Source organism: Parabacteroides faecalis, assembly GCF_022809355.1.
Classification (GTDB): Bacteria; Bacteroidota; Bacteroidia; order Bacteroidales; family Tannerellaceae; genus Parabacteroides; species Parabacteroides faecalis.
Genome location: NZ_JAKZMM010000059.1, coordinates 1 through 20,557, shown reverse-complemented (window position 1 = coordinate 20,557; position 20,557 = coordinate 1). Strand labels below are relative to the sequence as shown.

The following is a 20,557-nucleotide window of genomic DNA, read 5'->3' as shown; positions in this document are numbered from 1 at the left end:
TTTATCTTTGCAAAGGTAATATGTAAAGCCTTTTAGTAAGACTTATTTTATCTGTAGAGTTTTTTAGTAACGTATCAAAAAAGTGTAAAGTAAATTTAGGCATAGTCAATCGCTGCCTGTCTTTTCCTGAAAACACGCCGGCTTTTCATCAATTTACGCCGGCTTTTGATAAAAACACGCCGGCTTTTTCTGAAAAGACAGGATGTCTTAAAACGAAGCCAACGAGAATCAAAAACGGTTCCTGTATCTTCTTTTTTCAAAACTCCCGACAATCGGACAGACTTTATTTTTATACTTATCTTTCACCTTTCTTCTATCTGCCTGATAGTCTAATAAATGAGGTGATTCAAGCCTTTTCTGTGTCCGATTTTTCCTGGATATCTGTATCGGATTGCTACTCGGTTGGAACATAACCGACAGGAAAAATGAACCACCAACAAGCTTTTCCCTGTTATCAACTTATTCAAAAAATAGAACATCTCATTCTAATAAATGGAACAATCATTAGCTAAAATGAAATTCATATATCCTGCAAAAACAAACAGATAACGAAAAAACAGAAACATTTAGATATAAAAAAAAGAATATATTTTTCTACAAATTGACCTTGTGAGGCTTTGTGAATTGTTGTTCCTTTGCAACCGGAAAAAAGTGTGCTAATTTTAAGGAAATGATAAAGCCTTTATCAATTTTGTTTGTAAGTAATTGGAAAAAGATAATTTTCTTTTCCATTTTGTCATTGGTATTTGCGTCATGTATGTCAGATAATCAAATCACTCCGACAGGAAGTATGAGCTTGACATCATTAGATGCAGATACAACATCTCTTCATATAGGAAATAATGGTAAAGTAACACGTACGTCATTAAGTGATGAACTGAGTTCTTTTTTGGATGTTTCTGATTATACGGTTCAGATCTTAGACGAAGCAGAAAAGGTTGTAGATGAATATAAACGATATGAATCAATGCCTTCTACTATTGAATTACCGGAAGGCTCTTTTATATTAAAGGCTTTTAAAGGATCTGATAAGGCTGCAAGTTTTGAAAATCCCTATTTTGAAGGTCGTACCAGTTTTGTGGTTCGAGATCAGATGAATACCTCTGTAGGTGTTACTTGTACATTGGCAAATGCTCGTGTGACCATAGAAAGTACGCCGGATTTCGATAAAATATATAGTGATTATACGGTGGATTTTTCTACAGATTATATTGAAGAAGAAGATTCTGTTAACGGTAGTTTTACTGTAAATAAGGGGGAAGAACGTCCTCTTTATTTACGGACCGGGCAGGATGGTACAGATGTGGGTATTACTGTATATGTGAAGAAACCGGAAGAAACAGAATTTACGGCTTTTTATGTAAGTGAGCCATTAAAGTTGGAGCCTAGACAAAGTGTCCGAGTTTTACTGAGCTTAAGTGAAACTAATCAGGGTATTGGTATTGACGTTATGCTGGATGATACATTGACAAAACTTTCAATAACTACTGAGATCCCGGATTATATGTGGGGACAAATGGATAAACCGGATGTTTCGGAAGCTGCCGGATTTGAAAATGGCTCTACTTTTTTGATCGATGGTTTGTTTGATGAGGAAGTGAATGTCTCGTATGCGATGCCAGGAGGTGTTTCTTCTCTGGTGATAGAATATTGGAAAGAAGGGGCAGAAGGATTTAAAACTCAATTGGATTTGGCTGAGGCTTCGGACGTAGAAACGGCTTTGTCATACAACTTATCATGGACGGCAGGCAACGATAAGAATATTGTTTTAAATGAGCAGGTAAGAAGTGGAGAAATCTATTTTAAAGAAGCGCTTAACTCATTTCCTACGCCTGATGAGGGTGAGTATTTATATCACATTCAGGTGTATGGAAAGGATGCGACGGGTAAAGGTTTTACAACAGATACCGTCAGTTTTGAGGCGCGTGTATTGGCTGCAGGAACACCTTATATTGTGGAAGAAGGGAGTTTACCGGTCGAAATAACAGAAGGTGATGAAATGACTTCTGCGGTTGTGTTCAGTTATACGGCTTCCGGAGGAATTGATGAGCAGAATACGTTTTTAGATATCCAAGTTGATCAGAAATTACAGCAGTTCTTAATATCAGATGTTGACGATTGTAATGAATTAAGCGATTTATATGGAATTCAAATTGAGAAGTCGAATGATCGTTCAGCAGTAGTGACATTCCCAAAAGATTTCACGACGCGGTTAACTGCGCCGGAAACAGGTAGTACGACTTATACTTTTGTTTTCCGGATGAAGGATAAGAAAGGAAATGAAGCAAAATCGGTGGAACATAGTCTGGTTGTAAATGCTCCTGTCTTTACGCTGGATATAACGGAAGGTCATGCTTTTGCTAAGCGGATTTATTTGGTAGGAGACCTACTGAAAGGTGATCCTCAAAAATTAACGTTCTTGTGTGATGGACAACCTGTATCTCCCGAAGTACAGAAGCAGAATAACAGGTATGAAGCAATTCTGACAGGTTTAGATCCTGAAACTTCTTATATGTTACAGGCTATATATAATGGGAAAGATAATCGTAAGAGTGAGGAACGGACAGTTACGACTGAAGCCATACTTGATATTCCGAATAAAGGATTTGAAGAGTGGAGCATAGAACAAGATAAGAATGGATCTGATTTAGTTGGTGATGATACAATGAATGGGAATGTATTTGGATTTACGCTAAATGCACCTTTTCGTTGCTGGGAAGTGTATTTACCCTATGCACATAAAACAGATAAACATTGGGATACATTGAACAAGCTAACAACAAGTGAGGGAGAAATCAGAACTGATGAACTTTCATTTTGGTCAGGGTTAGATGGTCTGACGGTCAAAGGGTATCCTTGGACTCGTTATAGTGCAAATTCTGGTACTATTAAAGATGTTATAGATGGTAAGACTGTAGCGTTAGTTAGAACAGTCGGCTGGGGAAGTGGTAACTCTGCAGGAGGAGATTTTACAGTTGTGAATTTCCCGTCTGTAATAAAAAAATCAACACCTGGTGAATTATTTTTAGGTGAATATACCAATAATGCAAAATATGGAATTGGATTTGCTTCTCGACCTCAAGGTTTTAAGTTCGATTATAAGTATTTAAACCCAATGAAGGGAAGTGATTCTTTTTTGGCTGAAATTGTCGTTTTAGATGCTTCTAATAATGAAGTGGCAAGCGCTAAGTTTGAGGGTTCATTGATGGCTAGTTGGACAAATCAAACTGTTAAATTAGAATATAAATCTTTTAATCAGGCGTCATCAATGTATATTCGTTTTGTTTCAGGAAAAGAAACTAGTACAGATCAGGATGATTATCCGATACAACCTGGAATTGGAAATTTAACGGGTGGCGAATACGTTGGTAGCCAGTTGTATATTGACAATGTAGAATTAATTTATGAATAAAAGGATACGACTATATAATATGAAATCGATCTTCTATTTATTGCCTTTGTGGCTGTTGTTGTTTGCTTGTACGAATGATCAGGTAGGAATAAATGAAGCTGATGAACAAATACCTGAAGGAATGGGAGCTGTCCGTTTGGAAATCAAATCTCCGACAGAATTTGATATCCCAACGATAATGACGCGTGCCGTACATCATTTTGATATGGATCCTACTACTTTCCCGCTTCGGATTTATGAGAAAGGGAATGATGGATCTTTGACATTGGTAAAGGCCTTTGATTCGTATGAAGCTTTGGTTGATAACGGACTTCCTTTGCAATTGCCGGTAGGTACTTATCAAATAGTGGCATCCTCTTTTGTCCCAGCAGAAGGAGAAGAAGTGACAGACAAAGTCTATTTTGAAGGTAAATCAGAGTTTATCGTAGAGGAAAAACGAGTTAGCAATGTTTCGGTAAATTGTAAGTATGCCAGTTTAGCGGTTGAGTTGCGGCTGTCTGAACAATTTCAGCAGCTGTTGGAAACAGATCCTTTGAATTATGCTTTTGAAATGGATGTTTATAACGGTGTAGCAGATGCTGTTTGGTCATTTTGTCAACAAAAAATAGACGGGCAGGAAACAGAGACAAAATTAGATACGGGTTATTTTTTGAAAGGCTGTACAAGTGATCAGGGGAAATTAATAGTAAAGGTTCGAGTTCGTTTGGGCAGTTCCAACAAATGGTATCCTGAGCGAACATATTATTTTGATAATAATGGATCTGTACCGCAAATTGGTGAATATTATGTAATTTATCTGGATGCCGGTCCTGAAGCTCAGGCTGCAGCAGTGAAGACAGCATTAGTTGGAAATTACAAAATGGAGGAACTGAAGTGATGCATAAATATGTAGCTTGGATAGGATTGTTCTTACTCCCGTTTCTTTTTTCCTGTGAAATGAAAAAGGATCTGTTGGGAGGAATAGAAGATAATACAGACTTTGAATTAATGGGTGATGCTGGTTTATTGGATTTGGATTTAATAGCAGAAAAAGAAGCCCCTATTTTAGATACGAAGTCGTCTGATTTAGCTAGTGCAACATTGGAAACTGACAGTTTTGCTGTTTCAATTTATAATTCAGATGGTTCATTAGTCAAGTCATATCCCAATTATGAGGAAATGAAAGCTGAAAGTGGTGTATTGCTTTCTCCGGGTGTATATACGATGTTGGCAGAATTAGGAGAAAATGTAAAGGCTGCTTTTGATAAACCGTACTATGCGGGGCGTGATACATTCGAAATTGTAACTAAAGAGGTACTTAAAGTCCAGACTATTTGTGTATTGGATAATAAAAAAGTGACATTTCGTTATTCAGATAATTTCACGGCTAACTTTGGAAGTGATTTCGTTATTGTTTTGGATAATGGGTTAGGTGTATTGACGCTTGATAAAAATGAAAATAGGGGAGCTTATTTACAAGATACCGGAACTCTTCGGTTTACGGTTTATGCAACGAATCATCAGGGAGACCAATTAGTCTATAATTATGACATGTCGAAGAACGAAGAAATTAATCATCACAATAATATTCTGGTAGATTTGGATATTATGGAGACTCAGCCAGGTGGTGGAGATGAACCAGAAGAGCCGGAAGATCCTGACGAACCGGATGAACCAGAAGATCCAGGAGATACAAAACCGGACCTTCCTGTAGATCGTCCTTTTATAACTGTCAATATTTCATTGATTGAGAAGGATTTTGTTATTGAAATTCCTTCTGATATTATTGATGGTGGAGGTAGTGAAAATCCAGATGATGGCGATGGGGATGATGGAGAAGGTGGTGAAAATCCAGTTGATCCAAGTCAGCAGTCTCCTACGATCACTGGTACGATTGATGGGAAAGCTTTTGATGTGAATACAGTACAAACTATTACCTCTTCAACAAAGAGTGTTATTATCAACTTGTATTTGCCTACGGGTTTGGCAGGATTAGACGTAGGTGTAAATATTGGCTCTTTGATTAGTTTGCAACTCGACCTGCTGGATCAAAATTCAGTAGATGAAATAAATGATCTTTTGTCAGGTATGGGTAAAAAATTAGAAGTTCCATCAAAAGGAGACAAAGGCAATTTAAAATTTGATATTTCTCCGTTCTTGGAAATGTTGGATACGACTAATTCGTTCGTGGTAAAAGTAAAAGACGATAATGGAAAGTCTGCATCTGCAACAATTAAATTGAATAAAAAATAGAAGATATATGGTACGATATACATATTTTTTGACTTATTGTCTGTTATGTCTATGCTGGCTATTTACTGCATGCGATGATGACAAGAACAGTTTGGCTTCTACCGGTTATTTGTATTTAGGTGTGGAAGAAGACAATTCTACATTGACTAAATCAGTCAAACCGGTTACAGATGAATCTTTGCGGGTATATCTTTTATCTTCTTCGGGTGACACGGTTAAAACGTATGATGATTATCTGGAGGATGTGAAAGGTGAAAAAATTCTTTTGCCTGTTGGAAATTATCAGGTATTGGTTTCTTCCAGTCAGACGGCAGGTGCTGCTTGGGAGGCTCCTTTCTATGCAGGTAAGACTGAAGAGCCTTTGGAAATAAAATCCGGAGAGATAACGAATGCTACGGTTACCTGTAAAATTACAAATACAAAAGTAACAGTTTCTTATTCGGAGAAACTGAAGGCTACATTTATTGATTACTGTGATACGGTCAGTACCGAATCCGGAACTTTGATTTATGCCCGGGATGAATATCGGGCGGGTTATTTCGTGTCGGAAGGTGATTTGACCGCCCGTCTGTATCTGAAGAACAAAGACGGAAACGAATTTACACTGCAGCGGGTGATACGGGATATTAAGCCTCAATATCATTATAATTTGATTTATCAATTGAGCAATGAAGGCGACGGTGATGAAGAGGCCGGAGCTGATTTTGATATTTCTGTTAGCGATGAAGATCCAACAGAGATTAATTGTACGATTTCTATTAAAGAAGAAGAATTGGCTGGTGAGCCGAAACTGACTTTACAAGGTGGATTTGAAGAAGGAAAGATAACTTTCCGGCCTCAAGTAGATGGTGTAGCTCAAACTCCACCGGAGGCATCGTTATTGATGGAAGTTCCCGGAGGTATTCAATCTGTTACGGTTAAGGCTTCGTCTTTACAGTTTGAAGATTTGCCACAATTCGATTTGGATACATGGAACTTAGCGGTGGCCAAAGGGTTCCCTAATATTGATGCAGAAACGACAGAGGCTCAGACGCTTGATTTTACGTCTTTGTTGAATAAATTGAAGCCGGATGGAAATAAAAATGCGACGCATACGTTTGTCATGACGGTAGTTGATAAACAATATCAGCAGAAAGAAATATCTTTTTCTTTTGAGATTAAGGCGGATGTTAAAGTTACTACGGATAAGGTTGTGTTGTGGACTTCCTTTGCTGTGTTAAAAGGAACAGCTGGAAACTTAGAGGAGGCAAGTTTTATCGTCCGTGAAAAAGGTGGTAGTGATAAGCAGATAAAATCGGTTACTAAAAATGAGGCAGATGGTACGTTTACCGCTTTGATAACCGATTTACAACCGGGAAAAACTTATGAATATCAGGCTGTAGCAGGTGAAGATGAAGGCTCAGTTGAAACCTTTATTGTTGCGCAACCAGAGGAAGTGCCTAATTTGGGATTTGAAGAATGGAGTGAAAGATCAGGAAGAACTACAGGAGCGCTGGCTGGAACTTATTCTTATTGGACTTCAAATGAGGGTGGGAAAGATATATACTGGGAATCAGGAAATTTAGGAGCTGCTATAAATGGGAACCAACTTTTATATCAAGAAACAACAGATATAGTTAATGCTCCTAATAATAAAAGTGCAGCTCGGCTTGTCTCTAAATATGTAGGAATAGCAGCATTGAATTTAGGCGCTTTTTCTGCAGGTAGTATTTTCTCTGGAATAATAAAAGAGGCAGGTTCAGGTGGGGCAACATTAAGTTATGGACAATTACATAATGGATTTCCAACAAAATTAGAAGGATGGTATAAATATGAAGCAGGCGATATAGATTATAACGGCTCAGGAAAAGATAAAGGTATGATATATGTTGCCTTGATGACCTCTACGCAAATTGTAAGTTCTCCTTTAAGTGGAACTCCAGTACGTTTTGATCCGAAAGCGTCAGTTGTTTTTGCTTATGGTGAATTGGTAATTGATCAGACTGTAGATGTATATACGCAATTCTCTATTCCTTTGACTTATTATGAAGGGAAGATGCCTGATACTGGTACGCCAGTCTACATCATTATTATGGCAACATCAAGTAAAGATGGAGATGTATTTACAGGTTCAACGTCAAGCGTCATGTATGTTGATGAATTCAGTTTGGATTACAGCTATAACGCTGAGTGTTTTAATGGAACTGAATATAGCGGTTTGACACCTGTTTCTATAAAAGATAATCAATAAGTTCTCAAGCAAGGATGGAAAAGGACCTGATTCAAAATCCGAAGGAACAAACGCTATATGTGGACGTTTGTCAAATTATTGATACGGCTCGGACAAGAATAGCCTCTTATTTGAATACCGAAATTTGCATGACAAATTGGTTGGTTGGAAAGAGGATTAAAGAGGATATCCTTTTTAATGAACGGGCTGAATACGGAAAACAAATAGTCAAACATTTATCAGAGCGATTGTCTGTGAGGTATGGTAAAGGTTGGGGCTACGAAAAATTGAAACATTGCATACGAGCTGCTTATGTGTTTTCGGAAGACGAAATTCGGTACGCAACGCGTACCCAATTAACATGGACACATCTTCGGTCATTAATGGGTGTGACTGATGAGTTAGGTCGTTCTTTTTATATGGAGATGTGTCGGATTGAACATTGGGATACAAGAACTTTAGATAGAAAAATAGATGAATTACTGTATGAGCGAACAACTCTTAGCCGTAAGCCAGAAGAAGTCATCAAGCAAGAGTTGAAGCAGGTAAAGGCAACAAATCAATTGTTACCGGATTTAGTTTTTCGCAGTAGCTATTTTTTAGACATGCTGGGATTGCCGGATAATTTTACAGAAAAAGATTTAGAAGCATCTATTTTAAATCAGATTCAGCAATTTATAAAAGAATTGGGAACTGATTTTGCTTTCATTGATCGGCAAAAGCGGATTACTGTAGATGCTGTAGATTATTATATGGATCTGCTTTTTTTCCATAGAGGGTTACGGCGATTGATTGTGATTGATTTGAAGTTAGGTAAATTTAAGCCTGAGTATGAAGGACAGATGATGCTTTATTTGCGGTATTTAAATCGGAACGAACGTAAAGTTGGGGAAGAATCTCCTATAGGATTGATTTTATGTTCGGAAGGGAATACAGAGCATATTGAATATTTAATGCTGGATGAGGACAGTCCGGTAAAAGTTGCGCAATATTATACTCAATTGCCTGATAAAAAGATTCTTTCGGAAAAGTTACATCGGGCAATTGCTATAGCGAAAGAATATTATACGGAACAAAAGTTAGATAAAAAAGAGTAATCGTAAATAAGATAAAGTAAATGAAGAAAGCGGGCTTTTATATTTTATTGATGTTGACGACATGGTTTATGACCAGTCCTGTGATGGCGAAGAAGAATAAGTACGATCGGGGTATCGTTATGAAGACTTTTATACCGAAAGGACAATGGATGGTCGGGGCAACCTTTTCGTATAATGAACATGTAGATCAGAATTTTGAGTTTTTATCTGTCTTAAAGGATATTAATAGTGAGGGCTATTCTTTTAAAGTAACACCATTGGTCAGTTATTTTATTGCAGATAATATCAGTATTGGTGGGCGTTTTACTTATTCTCGTTCCTTTACGAAGATTGATAATATTTCGTTGGATCTGGGAGATGATTTGAGTTTTGAGGTGAAAGATTATAATGGTGAATCCAATACTTATACGGGTTCTTTCTTTGTCCGTACTTATTTGAACTTAGGAGACAGCAAACGTTTTGGCTTGTTTAATGAAGCTCGTTTGGCATACGGCTATTCTGCAGGAACCAGTTCAACGGGTACAGGAACAGATCTGAGCGGTATGTATCAGTTGAAACATAATCTGAATCTGAGTGTCGCTCCTGGTATCACTTGTTTTGTGAATGATTTTACAGCTGTAGAAGCATCAATTGGTGTAGCCGGTTTGAATTTTAACTGGTATGATCAGAAAAAAGATCAGGTTTATACCGGAAAGCGGACTGCCAGTTCAGCTAATTTCAAGATCAATTTGCTTTCAATTGATTTAGGAATCGTTTTTTATTTATGATGAGCCATGATGAGGAAAGGTTTCTATAAGATTTGTCTGGGAGTATTAACTTGCCTGTTGGTATCCTGTATCAAAAATGATTTTCCGTTGCCTACCATTGTGTGTGCCATTGAAGGGTTTGAAGTGGATGGAATGACTTCGGTTAAGATAGATGCTGAAGCCCGTACGGTGGTTGCGAAGGTGACAGATACATTAGATGTCCGGGATATTCGGATCACCCGTCTGGAAGTAAGTAATCAGGCAAAGGTGGTTCCGGATGAAAAGGCTTGTATCGATTTTGCCCATTTCCCGGATACGGGATTTGCCTCGGCTGATAGTTTGCCAGTGACTGCCAACACACGGGTTAACTTTGAGAACCCCGTTCAATTTACATTGAGCCTCTATCAGGATTATCCTTGGACGATAACGGTAGAACGGGATATCAATCGGATTGTGAAAGTCAAAAATATGGTAGGTTCGCCATTGATCGATGAGGATAATTTACAGGTAGTCATTTTAGTCGATTCTGTTTCCCAACCTAAACTGACTAATATAGAAATCGAAACCTTGCAATTGGGACCATCTAATGCGGTGATACAACCGGACCCGGCATTGGTAACCGATTTTACACGTCCTCGTATATTTCAGGTAACAGCTTTTGGCGAGACGGAAGAATGGACGGTTAGTGTGCGTTATCCGACGGGCGATGAGGGTAATACAACTACGCTTTCCGCTTGGGCGAAACGGGCTTATCTGGAAGGAGAAACCAAGACCGGGCAGGTATCGGCCCGTTATCGGTTGGCAGCTACTGATGAATCGGCAGCTGGTGACTGGGAGTCTGCTTTATCAAATGAGATTGAGATTCGGGAAGATGGTTCGTTTACGGTCTTATTTACCCATTTAAAACCGGAAACTACATACGAGTATGAAGTGACGGTGGATAATCGTACGGATGAAATCCGCACATTCACAACCGAAGCGATTGTGGAAATACCGAATTTATCATTTGATGACTGGTATAAAGACGGAAAAAGCTGGTATGCCAATATCGATCTGACGGAAGAAAACTATTTCTGGGATTCGGGTAATAAAGGTTCGAATGCGGTTGGTGAGGCCAATCCGACTTCGCCGGAAACCAATGATGTAGTACAGGGGAAAGCTGCCCGTCTGGAAAGTAAAACGGTAGCCGGAGTTTTTGCTGCTGGTAGTCTATATACAGGATCGTTTGGCAAGGTAGAAGGTTTGAGCGGAGCCTCGTTGAATTTTGGTCGTCCTTACACCGGTCGTCCTTCGGCATTGAAAGGATATTATAAGTATAATTCCGGAACGATTGACAAAGCAAAAGCTCCTTACGAGTCGTTGATGGGCGTGAAAGATACATGCCACATCTATGTCGCCTTGTTTACTTGGGATAAGCCATTCCCGGTCAATACCAATACAGGAACTTTTGTTGATCTGACGTGGAACAATGAATCGATGGTCGCTTTTGGTGAATTGAAACAGGGAGAAACGGTTAGGGATTATACAGCTTTCACCATTCCGTTAACTTATCGGGATTTAACGACGAAGCCAACCTATGTATTGATTGTGGCTTCGGCAAGTAAATACGGGGATTATTTTACGGGTAGTACGTCGAGTGTTCTCTTGCTGGATGAATGTGAGTTGGTATTTGAGTAGCTTTCAAACAGTTTGATGGGCAGAAAAAGTACAAGGAGAGACTTTCGGACAGTCCGACGGACAGAAAAATAAAGTTTAAAAAGAAAACGAAATATGGGAAAATGGATTTGGAAATATATATTGCTATTGGTGATGATTGTTGGAACAATTACTGCCAATGCACAAGTAACAACTGAAAGTGAGTTGCGCACTGCTATCTCTAAAGGAGGAACAGTGATTCTTGGAGCTGATATTGAACTGAGTTCTATTTTGGAAATATCAAATGATGTGATATTGGATTTGAATGGAAAAAAAATATTTAGGCATATTGAAGGAGCTGAAGTCGTAACTATTGCTATAAAAGGGGGAAATATCTTAATAAAAAATGGTATTATTAGTGCGGAAACAAATTATAAATTATGGGGTTCTACAAGTAAAGATGCATTTGCATTATCTTTTTATGAGGGAAATCTTATAATTTGTGATGTTGTATTACAAGCTGTAGGTTTTGGAACAAATAATATGGCATATACTATTTTCAGTAATACAGAAAAAAAAATTAAAGAGATAGTGCCTTATGGAACTTTTATAGAAGGAACGGGATCTGATAGCTATGAAAGTACTTTTACTGGTGCAAAAGATGGAATATCAAATGATTGGATAACAACTACTATAAAAGTATCTTCATATACAGCTAAATTTAATTTAGTAGAGGGAATAGGTTCTTTCCCAGACATAGTTAATTATACGTTGGATAATGGAGTTTTTAGTTGGCCTACACAAAATCCAACTCGCTTAGGCTATAACTTTATTAAATGGCAACTCCCCGAGGATGCCATATTAGTAAATAATATTCCAGTATTAACTAACCGCGAACCAAGTGGAACTATAACAATTAATGCCGAATGGAATCCTATTCGATATGATATTACTTATAACACTTTAGGAGGAACCTTGGATGGTTCTGAAAAAACAAGTTATACGGTAGAAGATGAAACATACGTATTGCCTACTCCTATTCGTGATAATTATAAATTTGTAGGTTGGTATGATGAGAATAATAATCTTGTAGGACAAATTAATCATGGTTCAACCGGAAATTTGACATTGACAGCTCGTTGGATACCTTTATATACGGTGAATTATGACTATGATCAGACGATCTTTGAGGTAACTACCCTGAGGCAGGAATTTTCTGAGAATAATAATTTACCATATACTTTACCTTCTCTTACATCCAAAGACGAAGATCAAGAATTTGCAGGTTGGTATTACAACGAAACGGAGCAGGTAAAAGAATTAACTTTAGCCTGGTTCCAAGATAAGGTTGGAATGGATAAAGGAGGAAGTGTTACTTTGAAGGCAAAGGCTTCTCAGGTTTATTTTGCCACCTTGCATTGGAACAGTGATGAAATGTCATCACCTACGGAAACTGTTCGTTTTACATCCGCTTTAGCCGTCGATTTACCAAGAAGTGGGAATAAAAGAGGCTATAAATTCTTAGGCTGGTGTTATAAAGAAGATGGTAGCGATACACCAATCTCAACGATTCCTGCAGGTATTGAAAAGAACATTGATTTATATGCCAAATGGGAGCCCATTCAATATGCACTCTCATACGAATATCTCTATAACGGATCTGTCCCCAGTGATGCTCCGAAGAATTATACCATTGAACAGACTGTAACTTTGCCTATTCCGACCCGCTCCGGTTATACCTTTGTTGGCTGGCATGCAGCCGATCAGACAGAAGACGGTTGGCAAACAGTCGTTCCTTTTGCATTCAATGAAAATAAAGATCAGACCGGAGACCGAACATTCTATGCCGAATGGAAAGGGGGACGGCAAGTAATCATCAAACAACCCGAGGGTGGAACAATTACGGTAAAGAATCTTTCTTCAGGAGCAACGGTAGAATCGGGAGGTGTTGTAGATGAAGGAACGAGCCTGGAGATAACGGCACAGCCTTCTTCTTCAGCATATACACTGGATAAATTGCTGGTCAATGGAGAACGGTTTTCATCTTCTCCTTGTCAGGTTGTAATGCCCGATTCTTGTGGATTGACAATATCTGCCGTCTTTATAGATGGTAGGCCAACCGCATCAAAGCCGGAAATAGAAACAACTCCGGCCAATACCGATTATGTGCCGGTAGGAGAATCGGTTTGGGTAACATTGAGAAATACAGACAGTGATGCTAAGCTTTATTATTCGATTGCCGGTTCAGAACCTGAACCTTATACAAAGCCATTTCAGGTAACTTCTTCATCGGCTACTGATATTGTTATTCAGGGAATTGCCCGGAAGAGTGGTTACAAAGATGGTGTAGCCAGCCAGACCATCAAGTTTGGAAGTGATAAAATAACCATTAGTTTTGATCTGCCAGCAGGTGTTACAGCTTTGGCACCGGATGGTGGAGATGTTATTTCGGCTATAGTTTCTGGTGGTATGTTTGAATTCAAATTGTTCTTTGACCGTACAATTATTGACTCGACAGACAATATACGAGTCTGGGCCAATAATGAAACGCGGGTATATGGTGATGCAAGCGGTGTGTATCGTCTTTGGGATCAAAAATCGGATGTGAAGATTACGGTATCGGGCATTACCCGGAAACAATATAATGTTACATTAAAGCAGACAGTAGGCGGTCAAATTGTATTTGCCGATGATGAAACAACTGCTACTCGAACTGTTGAAGGTGGAGATACCGTAAGCGTAAAGGCAAGTCCTAATCCGGGATATTATTTTATTCGTTGGTCTGATGGTGTAACTGATTCTATACGGGATGTCATTGTGTACAATAATTTGACATTATCAGCTCAATTCTCTCAAACGAAAAAGGTCTACAAAGTTGTATTCCCGGAAATGGAAGGAGTAACAGTCAAGACCCTTTCTGCTTATTCCAACGAAGTCGATGATGGTGGAACCTGCAAATTCTATTTGCGTTTGGATGAGGATTATGACCAGTCTCAACCTGTTGTCTATGCTAATGGAGAAGAACTGGAACCTGTAGGGGAAGTATATAGTCTTTATTATATCCATCAGCATTATTCGATTTCAGTACGGGGTATTCAGAAGAATCCGGAAGAAGAGTTTCCGTTCGAATTGCCGGATAATGTAGCGTGTATCAACATGGAAACTGGAAAATCAGTAACTGATTCAGCTGTATATGCAGATGTTATGGTTACTATAACAGCTAAAGCTCCGAATGGTAAGTCATTTGATAAATGGAATGATAACAATAAGGAAAATCCGCGTATTGTCAAATTATCGAATGCCTCTCAGTATATTCCATTATGGAAAGAGAGTGAGAGTACTGGTTGTAAAGTGCAATTTGAGTTTCCTGCTGGATGTGGTATTGCTGCTATGGATGGTGGAAATGCAGAGTCTGTATCATCTGGCTCTTCTCTCAAATTCCGTTTGAGCGTTCTTCCAGCTTATAGTCAAAGTAAGAATATTAAGGTAAAAGTAGGAGACGATATCTTACAACCGGTAACAGAATTACGATCTGCCAGTGAATCATCCACTTATTATTATGTGCTAGATAAAGTGACGGCAGATACTAAGGTCGTAGTCTCAGGTTTGGAGAAGAATAAATATAAATTATCAATAGAACAAACAGTGGGTGGTCAGGTTGCTATTTCAGAATCAGATTCTGTTCTGATCGGTACGGAAGTGATATTGACGGCTACTCCTGAGAAAAACTATATGTTTTTACGTTGGAATGATGGAAACACACTCAATCCTTATCCTTTTGTCGTAACAAAGGAAGAAACATTAAAAGCTGAATTTGTGAAGGCAAGAGAGATGGTGACGGATAATGAAGCTGTTGATGTCGTTGATAATCGTATTTATGTTTCGAACGGTAATTTGTGCGTTTATACAGCTCAACCTGCAGATTTGTATGTTTATGCTTATACTGGTATATTAGTGAAACGTATGAAAATGACAGCAGGTTATTCTACTATTCCATTGTCAAAAGGTGAGTATATTGTTCGATTAGGAGATTCTGATGTACGGAAAATACTTGTACGGTAAGATAAAATAAATCTGCTTTATAAAAATTCCTCCAACAACTTCACAACCCAAAGATGGGGCGAAGCGGTTGGAGGAATTTTAGTTATTACTTGATCCATTTGATAGGATACGGGGAGCGGGACCACGGATACATCTTCTTGATTCGGTTGCGATGGTTGTGAGTCCATAGTGTTTGCCTGAAAAGGAGTGAAACATCTACTCAGGAATATAGTCTTCCTTGATAAACGCATCGTACACCCGTTTCGGATGATCGTTGGTCGAGAAGCCAATGTCGCCGAAGGTCTGTTGACGGAACTTCTTCAGCTTCAGATTGTCCATGGCATATTCGCGCAAAGGCTTGTGCATGTCGCCCAGTAATGAGCTGTGAACAGGCTGATCGAGCAGATTCTCTTTCGGCGTTATGATAGGGAGAAGCTTTTGTTCCAATAATCCCCGATAAGCCCCTGTATATTCGCACCAGCATACATGGTTTACTTCATACAAACGGTAGGTATATTTTGACCATGCCGTCTTTAGCAGAATCTCATTCTCAGAAACTTCGGCTGTCGCTTCTTGCGGATATGCAAAATCTCTGATCTTGATACGTTTTCTCTTGTCATCAATTTCTTCCACTTCGGTAATCCAAAAGTCGGAATGCAGTAGCTGGTCTAATATACCGGCTAACGTCTCTTTGATCTCAAACTGAATTTTCATGATATTTGCCTTCTGTCAAGGACTTCGTTTGATTACTATATAAATGATAACAAGCAAACTGTGTAAAAAGTTCATAAGATCTTTAAATCTGTTGATCCGAAGCAAAATGTTACTACATAAAGAACACAATTGAGGACAAATAAAACAGGCACGGATTCTTTTTCTTCCGTGCCTGTTCCTGATGAAGCGGATTGCTTATTCGATAATATACTCAACCGGTGTCTTTACACAGCGTAAGGTACGCGTCTTGGTGGAGTTTTGTCCGGCAAACTTATACCAGTTTCCGGTTCCTGTAGCTCGTGCACTACCTTCAATCAGCCAGGTTGAGCCACTGTTTCCATATGTACCAAATATAATAAACATCTTGGCAATGTTTCCGATATCTACACTATATTGATGCCCTAATCCACAGAGAACGAAATGGGTATCATTGTAGTTGAAGTCATAGAAATTGACCGGTCCGTACGAAGCTCCGAGGAAAGTCGCATCACGTTCCACAATATCAAATGTAAGGCGCTGACCCAAGTTGTTGTTAAATGCATTGGAGCCATAGCCCAGGTTGAAGTTATTGTTGGCCGTAAAGAAACGGTAATCATCATAATCGGGTATCTCAAAGCCATCGGGAGCCATTACAGTCGGATCAATGGTTCCGAAATTGCCGGCACTAGCCTTCATTCCTTCGTAATAGAAGCTGGAACCATCGTGGCGTAACGGTAAACCATCCGGATTACCACCCTGATACTGATCTCCCAGAATATGCAGGAACTCGTCATCGGTACAATTAGTCAGGTACTCGCCCAGATCTCTTCCGGCTGCCGGGTCGTTGGCTACCAAAATCTGGTCTTCAAAGCGTTTGACATTTCCCCGCAAGTTGTATTTGCACCACCAGGTTCCGTTGACGTTGACAACCGGTAATCCCCAGTATTGGCGCGTCACGAAGAATTCTTCCGGTTCACTGCCGTCGGCATTGCAGATAATGATTTTCCCTTCTTGCGTACGGCCGTCAGCATCCGGATCATTCGGTTTCCATCCGGCTACAACCCGGTATCGGTTTCCTTCTTCCGGATAGACTTTCAACCAGGGCATATCATCTGTTTCCACCCGAATCTCTTTACCCGGTTGTGGCCGGAATACTCCCAGTTCGCCGTCAATGTAACGGTCGAAGTCGCATCGCCAGTTCTCATCAAAACTCAAGGCTCCCGTCAGTTCTGTCGGGTTTGCCTGCTGGATCAGACTGATACGTCCGATCCGGACATCCGGTTCGTTTACCGGATAAACATCCAGATGAACCCATTTCTCGCTCACACCGGGAGAAAGATGATGAGCTACGACCTGAAATGAAGTTGGATCAGCCATGGGAGTCACCTGGAAATGAGAATCAGACGAACTGATCTGAACATTGACTGCTTCCTGTTTGTGCAGGCGGAAGCTGAAGTTGTTTCCCACATGGCTGATGTAAATCCGATTCCCTTCGCATGTGACGTTTGCCGGTAATGATTGGAGATCTACGGAAACCCGATCGTTCACAGCGCCTTCCTCTTGATCGCCGGCTTCCCACTGGTTCGTCAGGATTTCTGCTTCCAGCTTGGCGCCGGTCCCTTTGATCCGGAGTGTATAGACAAAATTCCTGACGATACGCTGAGGCAAAGACGTCTGTAATATTTGCGTAACACCGTTGATCGTTACTTTAGCCTTGACAGCCAACTGGCTGTTCTGTTGCTCATATAAATAAAACAAACCGGGAACATTACTTGTCTGGGCAGCATCGAATGTCCGGACAAGGTTTTCCTGTTGTGCATCCGGAACAGCCTGAATGTCGTCCTGCGGTAATAAATAACCTGCCTGATATACATGAGCAATCGTTACTTCATTTACGGCTACGGATTTAGAGGCAACTTCCAAGTCAATTCGGGCAATTCCACGCTGTAGATGAACTGTTGTACCCATGGCAGAAGGTGCCAAGTCCATTGTAGCCGACATGATCTGCGGTGCATTTCCGGTTACCTGGTTCTGCATTGTCAGACGAAGAAATTCCTCTTCCGGCATTTGCTCATAGATTTGTTCCCTTACGTCGGAAGTCGTATTGGCCAGGAAATAAAGCTTTCCGGTTTCGTCTTCGGCATCAATGCGGCAGATACTGTCGGAACCGATGACCAGATCCGGAAATGAACGCACCAGCGCATTCCCGGAGAATAAATAAGCGGCCAGATGAGCGATCTTTTTCTCTGCCGGTAATTCGGTAGTCGTTCCTTGTGCTCCGAAAGAAACAGTCCGGACTTTGATACCCGGTCGGTTCAAATCAGGAGATAAGCTTGCCGTATCTTCCGAACAGGAAACACACACAAGCAGAAAAAGAAGGGCTGATAACCCCATAACATATTGTTTCATATTGAATAGACTGCAGTTACGCTTTTATTTATTATGGATTATACAAATTCGGATTTTCTCTGGATCGCAGGTATTCCCACGAATCAATCGGGAACCGGTGAATGTTGTTGACATAAAAGTGATTCATAACACTTTCTGCCCAAGGTCCGTAGGTAAACGATGAACTGTGACCATATCCCATACAATGTCCTAACTCATGAAATGCCAGACTGCAATAGTAGGTATTGCTGTAATGATAGTTCAGGATATACTGGGCAAGTCCGTACACACCAATACCACCTAATCCGGCAACAGCACCCGGCTTGATCAGTCCCAGCTTAAAAGACGACATGCTCCGAAACTTGGTCATGATGGTACTCACCGGAACCGGTCGGTTGGCATCATCATGGAACTCACCGTTGGCAGCAACATAATCATGCATGGTCTGTTCGCACTCCGGAAGTTCCCACATATAGGCTACATTGGTAAAGTAAGCAATGTATTCCCGAATATGGACCGGACGCACACCTCTCCAGTTACCGGCTGGTTGTCCGTCGGGAGCATCCGGATCGCCTCCGTAAGAGGCAAAGGAAAGATACCAGTTGACTTTTATCTGCTCAATCATTTTCCAGTACGGATCATCAGAGACAAGCTTGAATTCGATCTGACTGTTGGTAAAAGTTTCCTGTCTGGGTATTTTTACCCGCTTGCCGGATTCCGTATAGTAGATGACATCTCTACTCATAAATGGAATCGGCAGGAGAGCATCTCCCAACATCGGTATTTCCTCATAATAAGCAAACTTGAGCCATTCTGAGCTGTATTGGCTGATCCGGGCGTAGATTGTCATTCCTTTGACCGGACGGACCGAGTAGAAACGAGTATGCAACATGGCATTCTCGTCGATACGTACCTGAAGCGGCTGATTGATCCGGAATGAACGCTGGCTTGCATCATAATAGACCTCTTTGGATTCGGAATCACTTAAGATGCTGTAATGCTCACTTTCTTCGTAAGCCCGAGCAGTCGCGAAGACAGTTCCGTCCTGATCATCATCACACGACAAGACCGTATTGACTTGTTCGTTTCTGTTGGGTTGGATATGAATCCGGAATGAATATTGCTGTTTGCTCTCTTGGTCGGTATGATGTAATTTGCTCATTTCGATCGTACCCGTACTTTCTTGTCCTACCACCGGCATAAACAGGAGTTCTTTCTTCTCTAAAAGAGATTGTATTTGTAAAGAGCCGTCACTCTGTCCGGAATATTCCTGGTTGGCCGAGAAAGACGTATAGAAACGTGTATTCGACGCATCCATCGTCAGTTCAGTGACTGCCGTGCGGACATAATCGTTGTTGTAGGAAAAGTCGAAAGAGATTTTCCCGATGATTCTTTTCAGGCTGACTTCCGATAAAGAGCTCTCTTCTTGTCCGTTGCTGTTCAGAGATACCGAAAAAGGAATCTGAGCATAGAAATATTCTGCCTCCAGCGGACGTTGCAGGTTCTCTGGGAAAGTAAGCCACGTATCATGGATAGACGAGATCGGATGTACAGTGGCCTGATCCTGGGTTTCGTCGCCCATGACAGCCAGAACCAATAACTTATAGTCTCCTACCTGTAATCCTTCAGCGAAGATTTTCCGGCTGTCAGGCAAGTACGTACTTTTAATATTCGGTACAGCTTCACCATCTTCTGTAACAATCAGGTGTTCAACCCGACTGAATTCACCGGTTGATTTGGTAGTCTGCAAGGTCTCTCCGTCGAAAGGTTCTTCCGTCAGATGAAACACAATACCTCGGACTGCGTCTGGTTGCTTTTCCCAGCTATCCTGCTCATCGCAGGCAAAAAGAAAAGGTATTACGAGCAGGAATAAGAAATATCGTTGTAGATTCATACGTAAAAGTCTGTTCAGAAAAAAAGGACCGATAGGCTGAAGCTGTATCTGAAACGTCAATAGAACAGTTTCAAGGTCCTATCGTTCCTTTATATTATATACCCGTTGGCGGAATTAAATTAGCGCATATTTAACTTTGCCAATGGGTTTGTTGTTTTTATAGTTGATGTATTGTAGGATTGTAAGTGCGCTAATCTTCCCTATAATTCG

Annotated in this window: 11 protein-coding genes; 8 read left to right on the top strand and 3 right to left on the bottom strand. The window is 40.2% G+C overall.

The features are described 5' to 3' along the window. The first annotated feature begins 670 nt into the window (after positions 1–670). The 8 genes from MUN53_RS16415 (at position 671) to MUN53_RS16380 (ending at position 15,393) form a co-directional block, all read left to right on the top strand. Positions 671–3,412, top strand: a complete 2,742-nt coding sequence (locus MUN53_RS16415) for a DUF4493 domain-containing protein (RefSeq protein ID WP_243326496.1) — start codon at positions 671–673, stop codon at positions 3,410–3,412. Between the two features lie 19 nt (positions 3,413–3,431). Beyond that, positions 3,432–4,289, top strand: a complete 858-nt coding sequence (locus tag MUN53_RS16410; protein WP_243326495.1) for a DUF4493 domain-containing protein — start codon at positions 3,432–3,434, stop codon at positions 4,287–4,289. 59 nt (positions 4,290–4,348) lie between these two features. Beyond that, a complete protein-coding gene (locus MUN53_RS16405; RefSeq protein ID WP_243326494.1) occupies positions 4,349–5,644 on the top strand; it encodes a DUF4493 domain-containing protein in 1,296 nt (431 codons plus the stop codon). A gap of 7 nt (positions 5,645–5,651) precedes the next feature. After that, positions 5,652–7,874 (top strand): DUF4493 domain-containing protein, encoded by a 2,223-nt coding sequence (locus MUN53_RS16400; protein ID WP_243326493.1) that lies wholly within the window; start codon positions 5,652–5,654, stop codon positions 7,872–7,874. Between the two features lie 14 nt (positions 7,875–7,888). Beyond that, the gene (locus tag MUN53_RS16395; protein ID WP_243326492.1) at positions 7,889–8,950 is read left to right on the top strand and encodes a PDDEXK nuclease domain-containing protein; all 1,062 of its coding nucleotides are present in this window, start codon (positions 7,889–7,891) and stop codon (positions 8,948–8,950) included. A gap of 20 nt (positions 8,951–8,970) precedes the next feature. After that, entirely contained in the window at positions 8,971–9,717 is a 747-nt protein-coding gene (locus tag MUN53_RS16390) for a hypothetical protein (RefSeq protein ID WP_243326491.1), read from the top strand. Between the two features lie 6 nt (positions 9,718–9,723). Then, complete coding sequence (locus MUN53_RS16385) at positions 9,724–11,373, top strand: PCMD domain-containing protein (protein ID WP_243326490.1); 1,650 nt, start codon at positions 9,724–9,726, stop codon at positions 11,371–11,373. A gap of 93 nt (positions 11,374–11,466) precedes the next feature. After that, positions 11,467–15,393, top strand: coding sequence for an InlB B-repeat-containing protein (locus MUN53_RS16380; protein WP_243326489.1), 3,927 nt, complete (start codon positions 11,467–11,469; stop codon positions 15,391–15,393). A 195-nt stretch (positions 15,394–15,588) separates the two neighbouring features. Here MUN53_RS16380 and MUN53_RS16375 read toward each other — a convergent pair whose 3' ends face one another. The 3 genes from MUN53_RS16375 to MUN53_RS16365 form a co-directional block, all read right to left on the bottom strand. Continuing rightward, positions 15,589–16,086: a hypothetical protein gene (locus MUN53_RS16375; protein WP_243326488.1), complete on the bottom strand. Its 498-nt coding sequence runs from the start codon at positions 16,084–16,086 to the stop codon at positions 15,589–15,591. 195 nt (positions 16,087–16,281) lie between these two features. Beyond that, entirely contained in the window at positions 16,282–18,474 is a 2,193-nt protein-coding gene (locus MUN53_RS16370; RefSeq protein WP_243326487.1) for a hypothetical protein, read from the bottom strand. A 31-nt stretch (positions 18,475–18,505) separates the two neighbouring features. After that, complete coding sequence (locus MUN53_RS16365) at positions 18,506–20,347, bottom strand: FimB/Mfa2 family fimbrial subunit (protein ID WP_243326486.1); 1,842 nt, start codon at positions 20,345–20,347, stop codon at positions 18,506–18,508. Between the last annotated feature and the right edge of the window lie 210 nt (positions 20,348–20,557).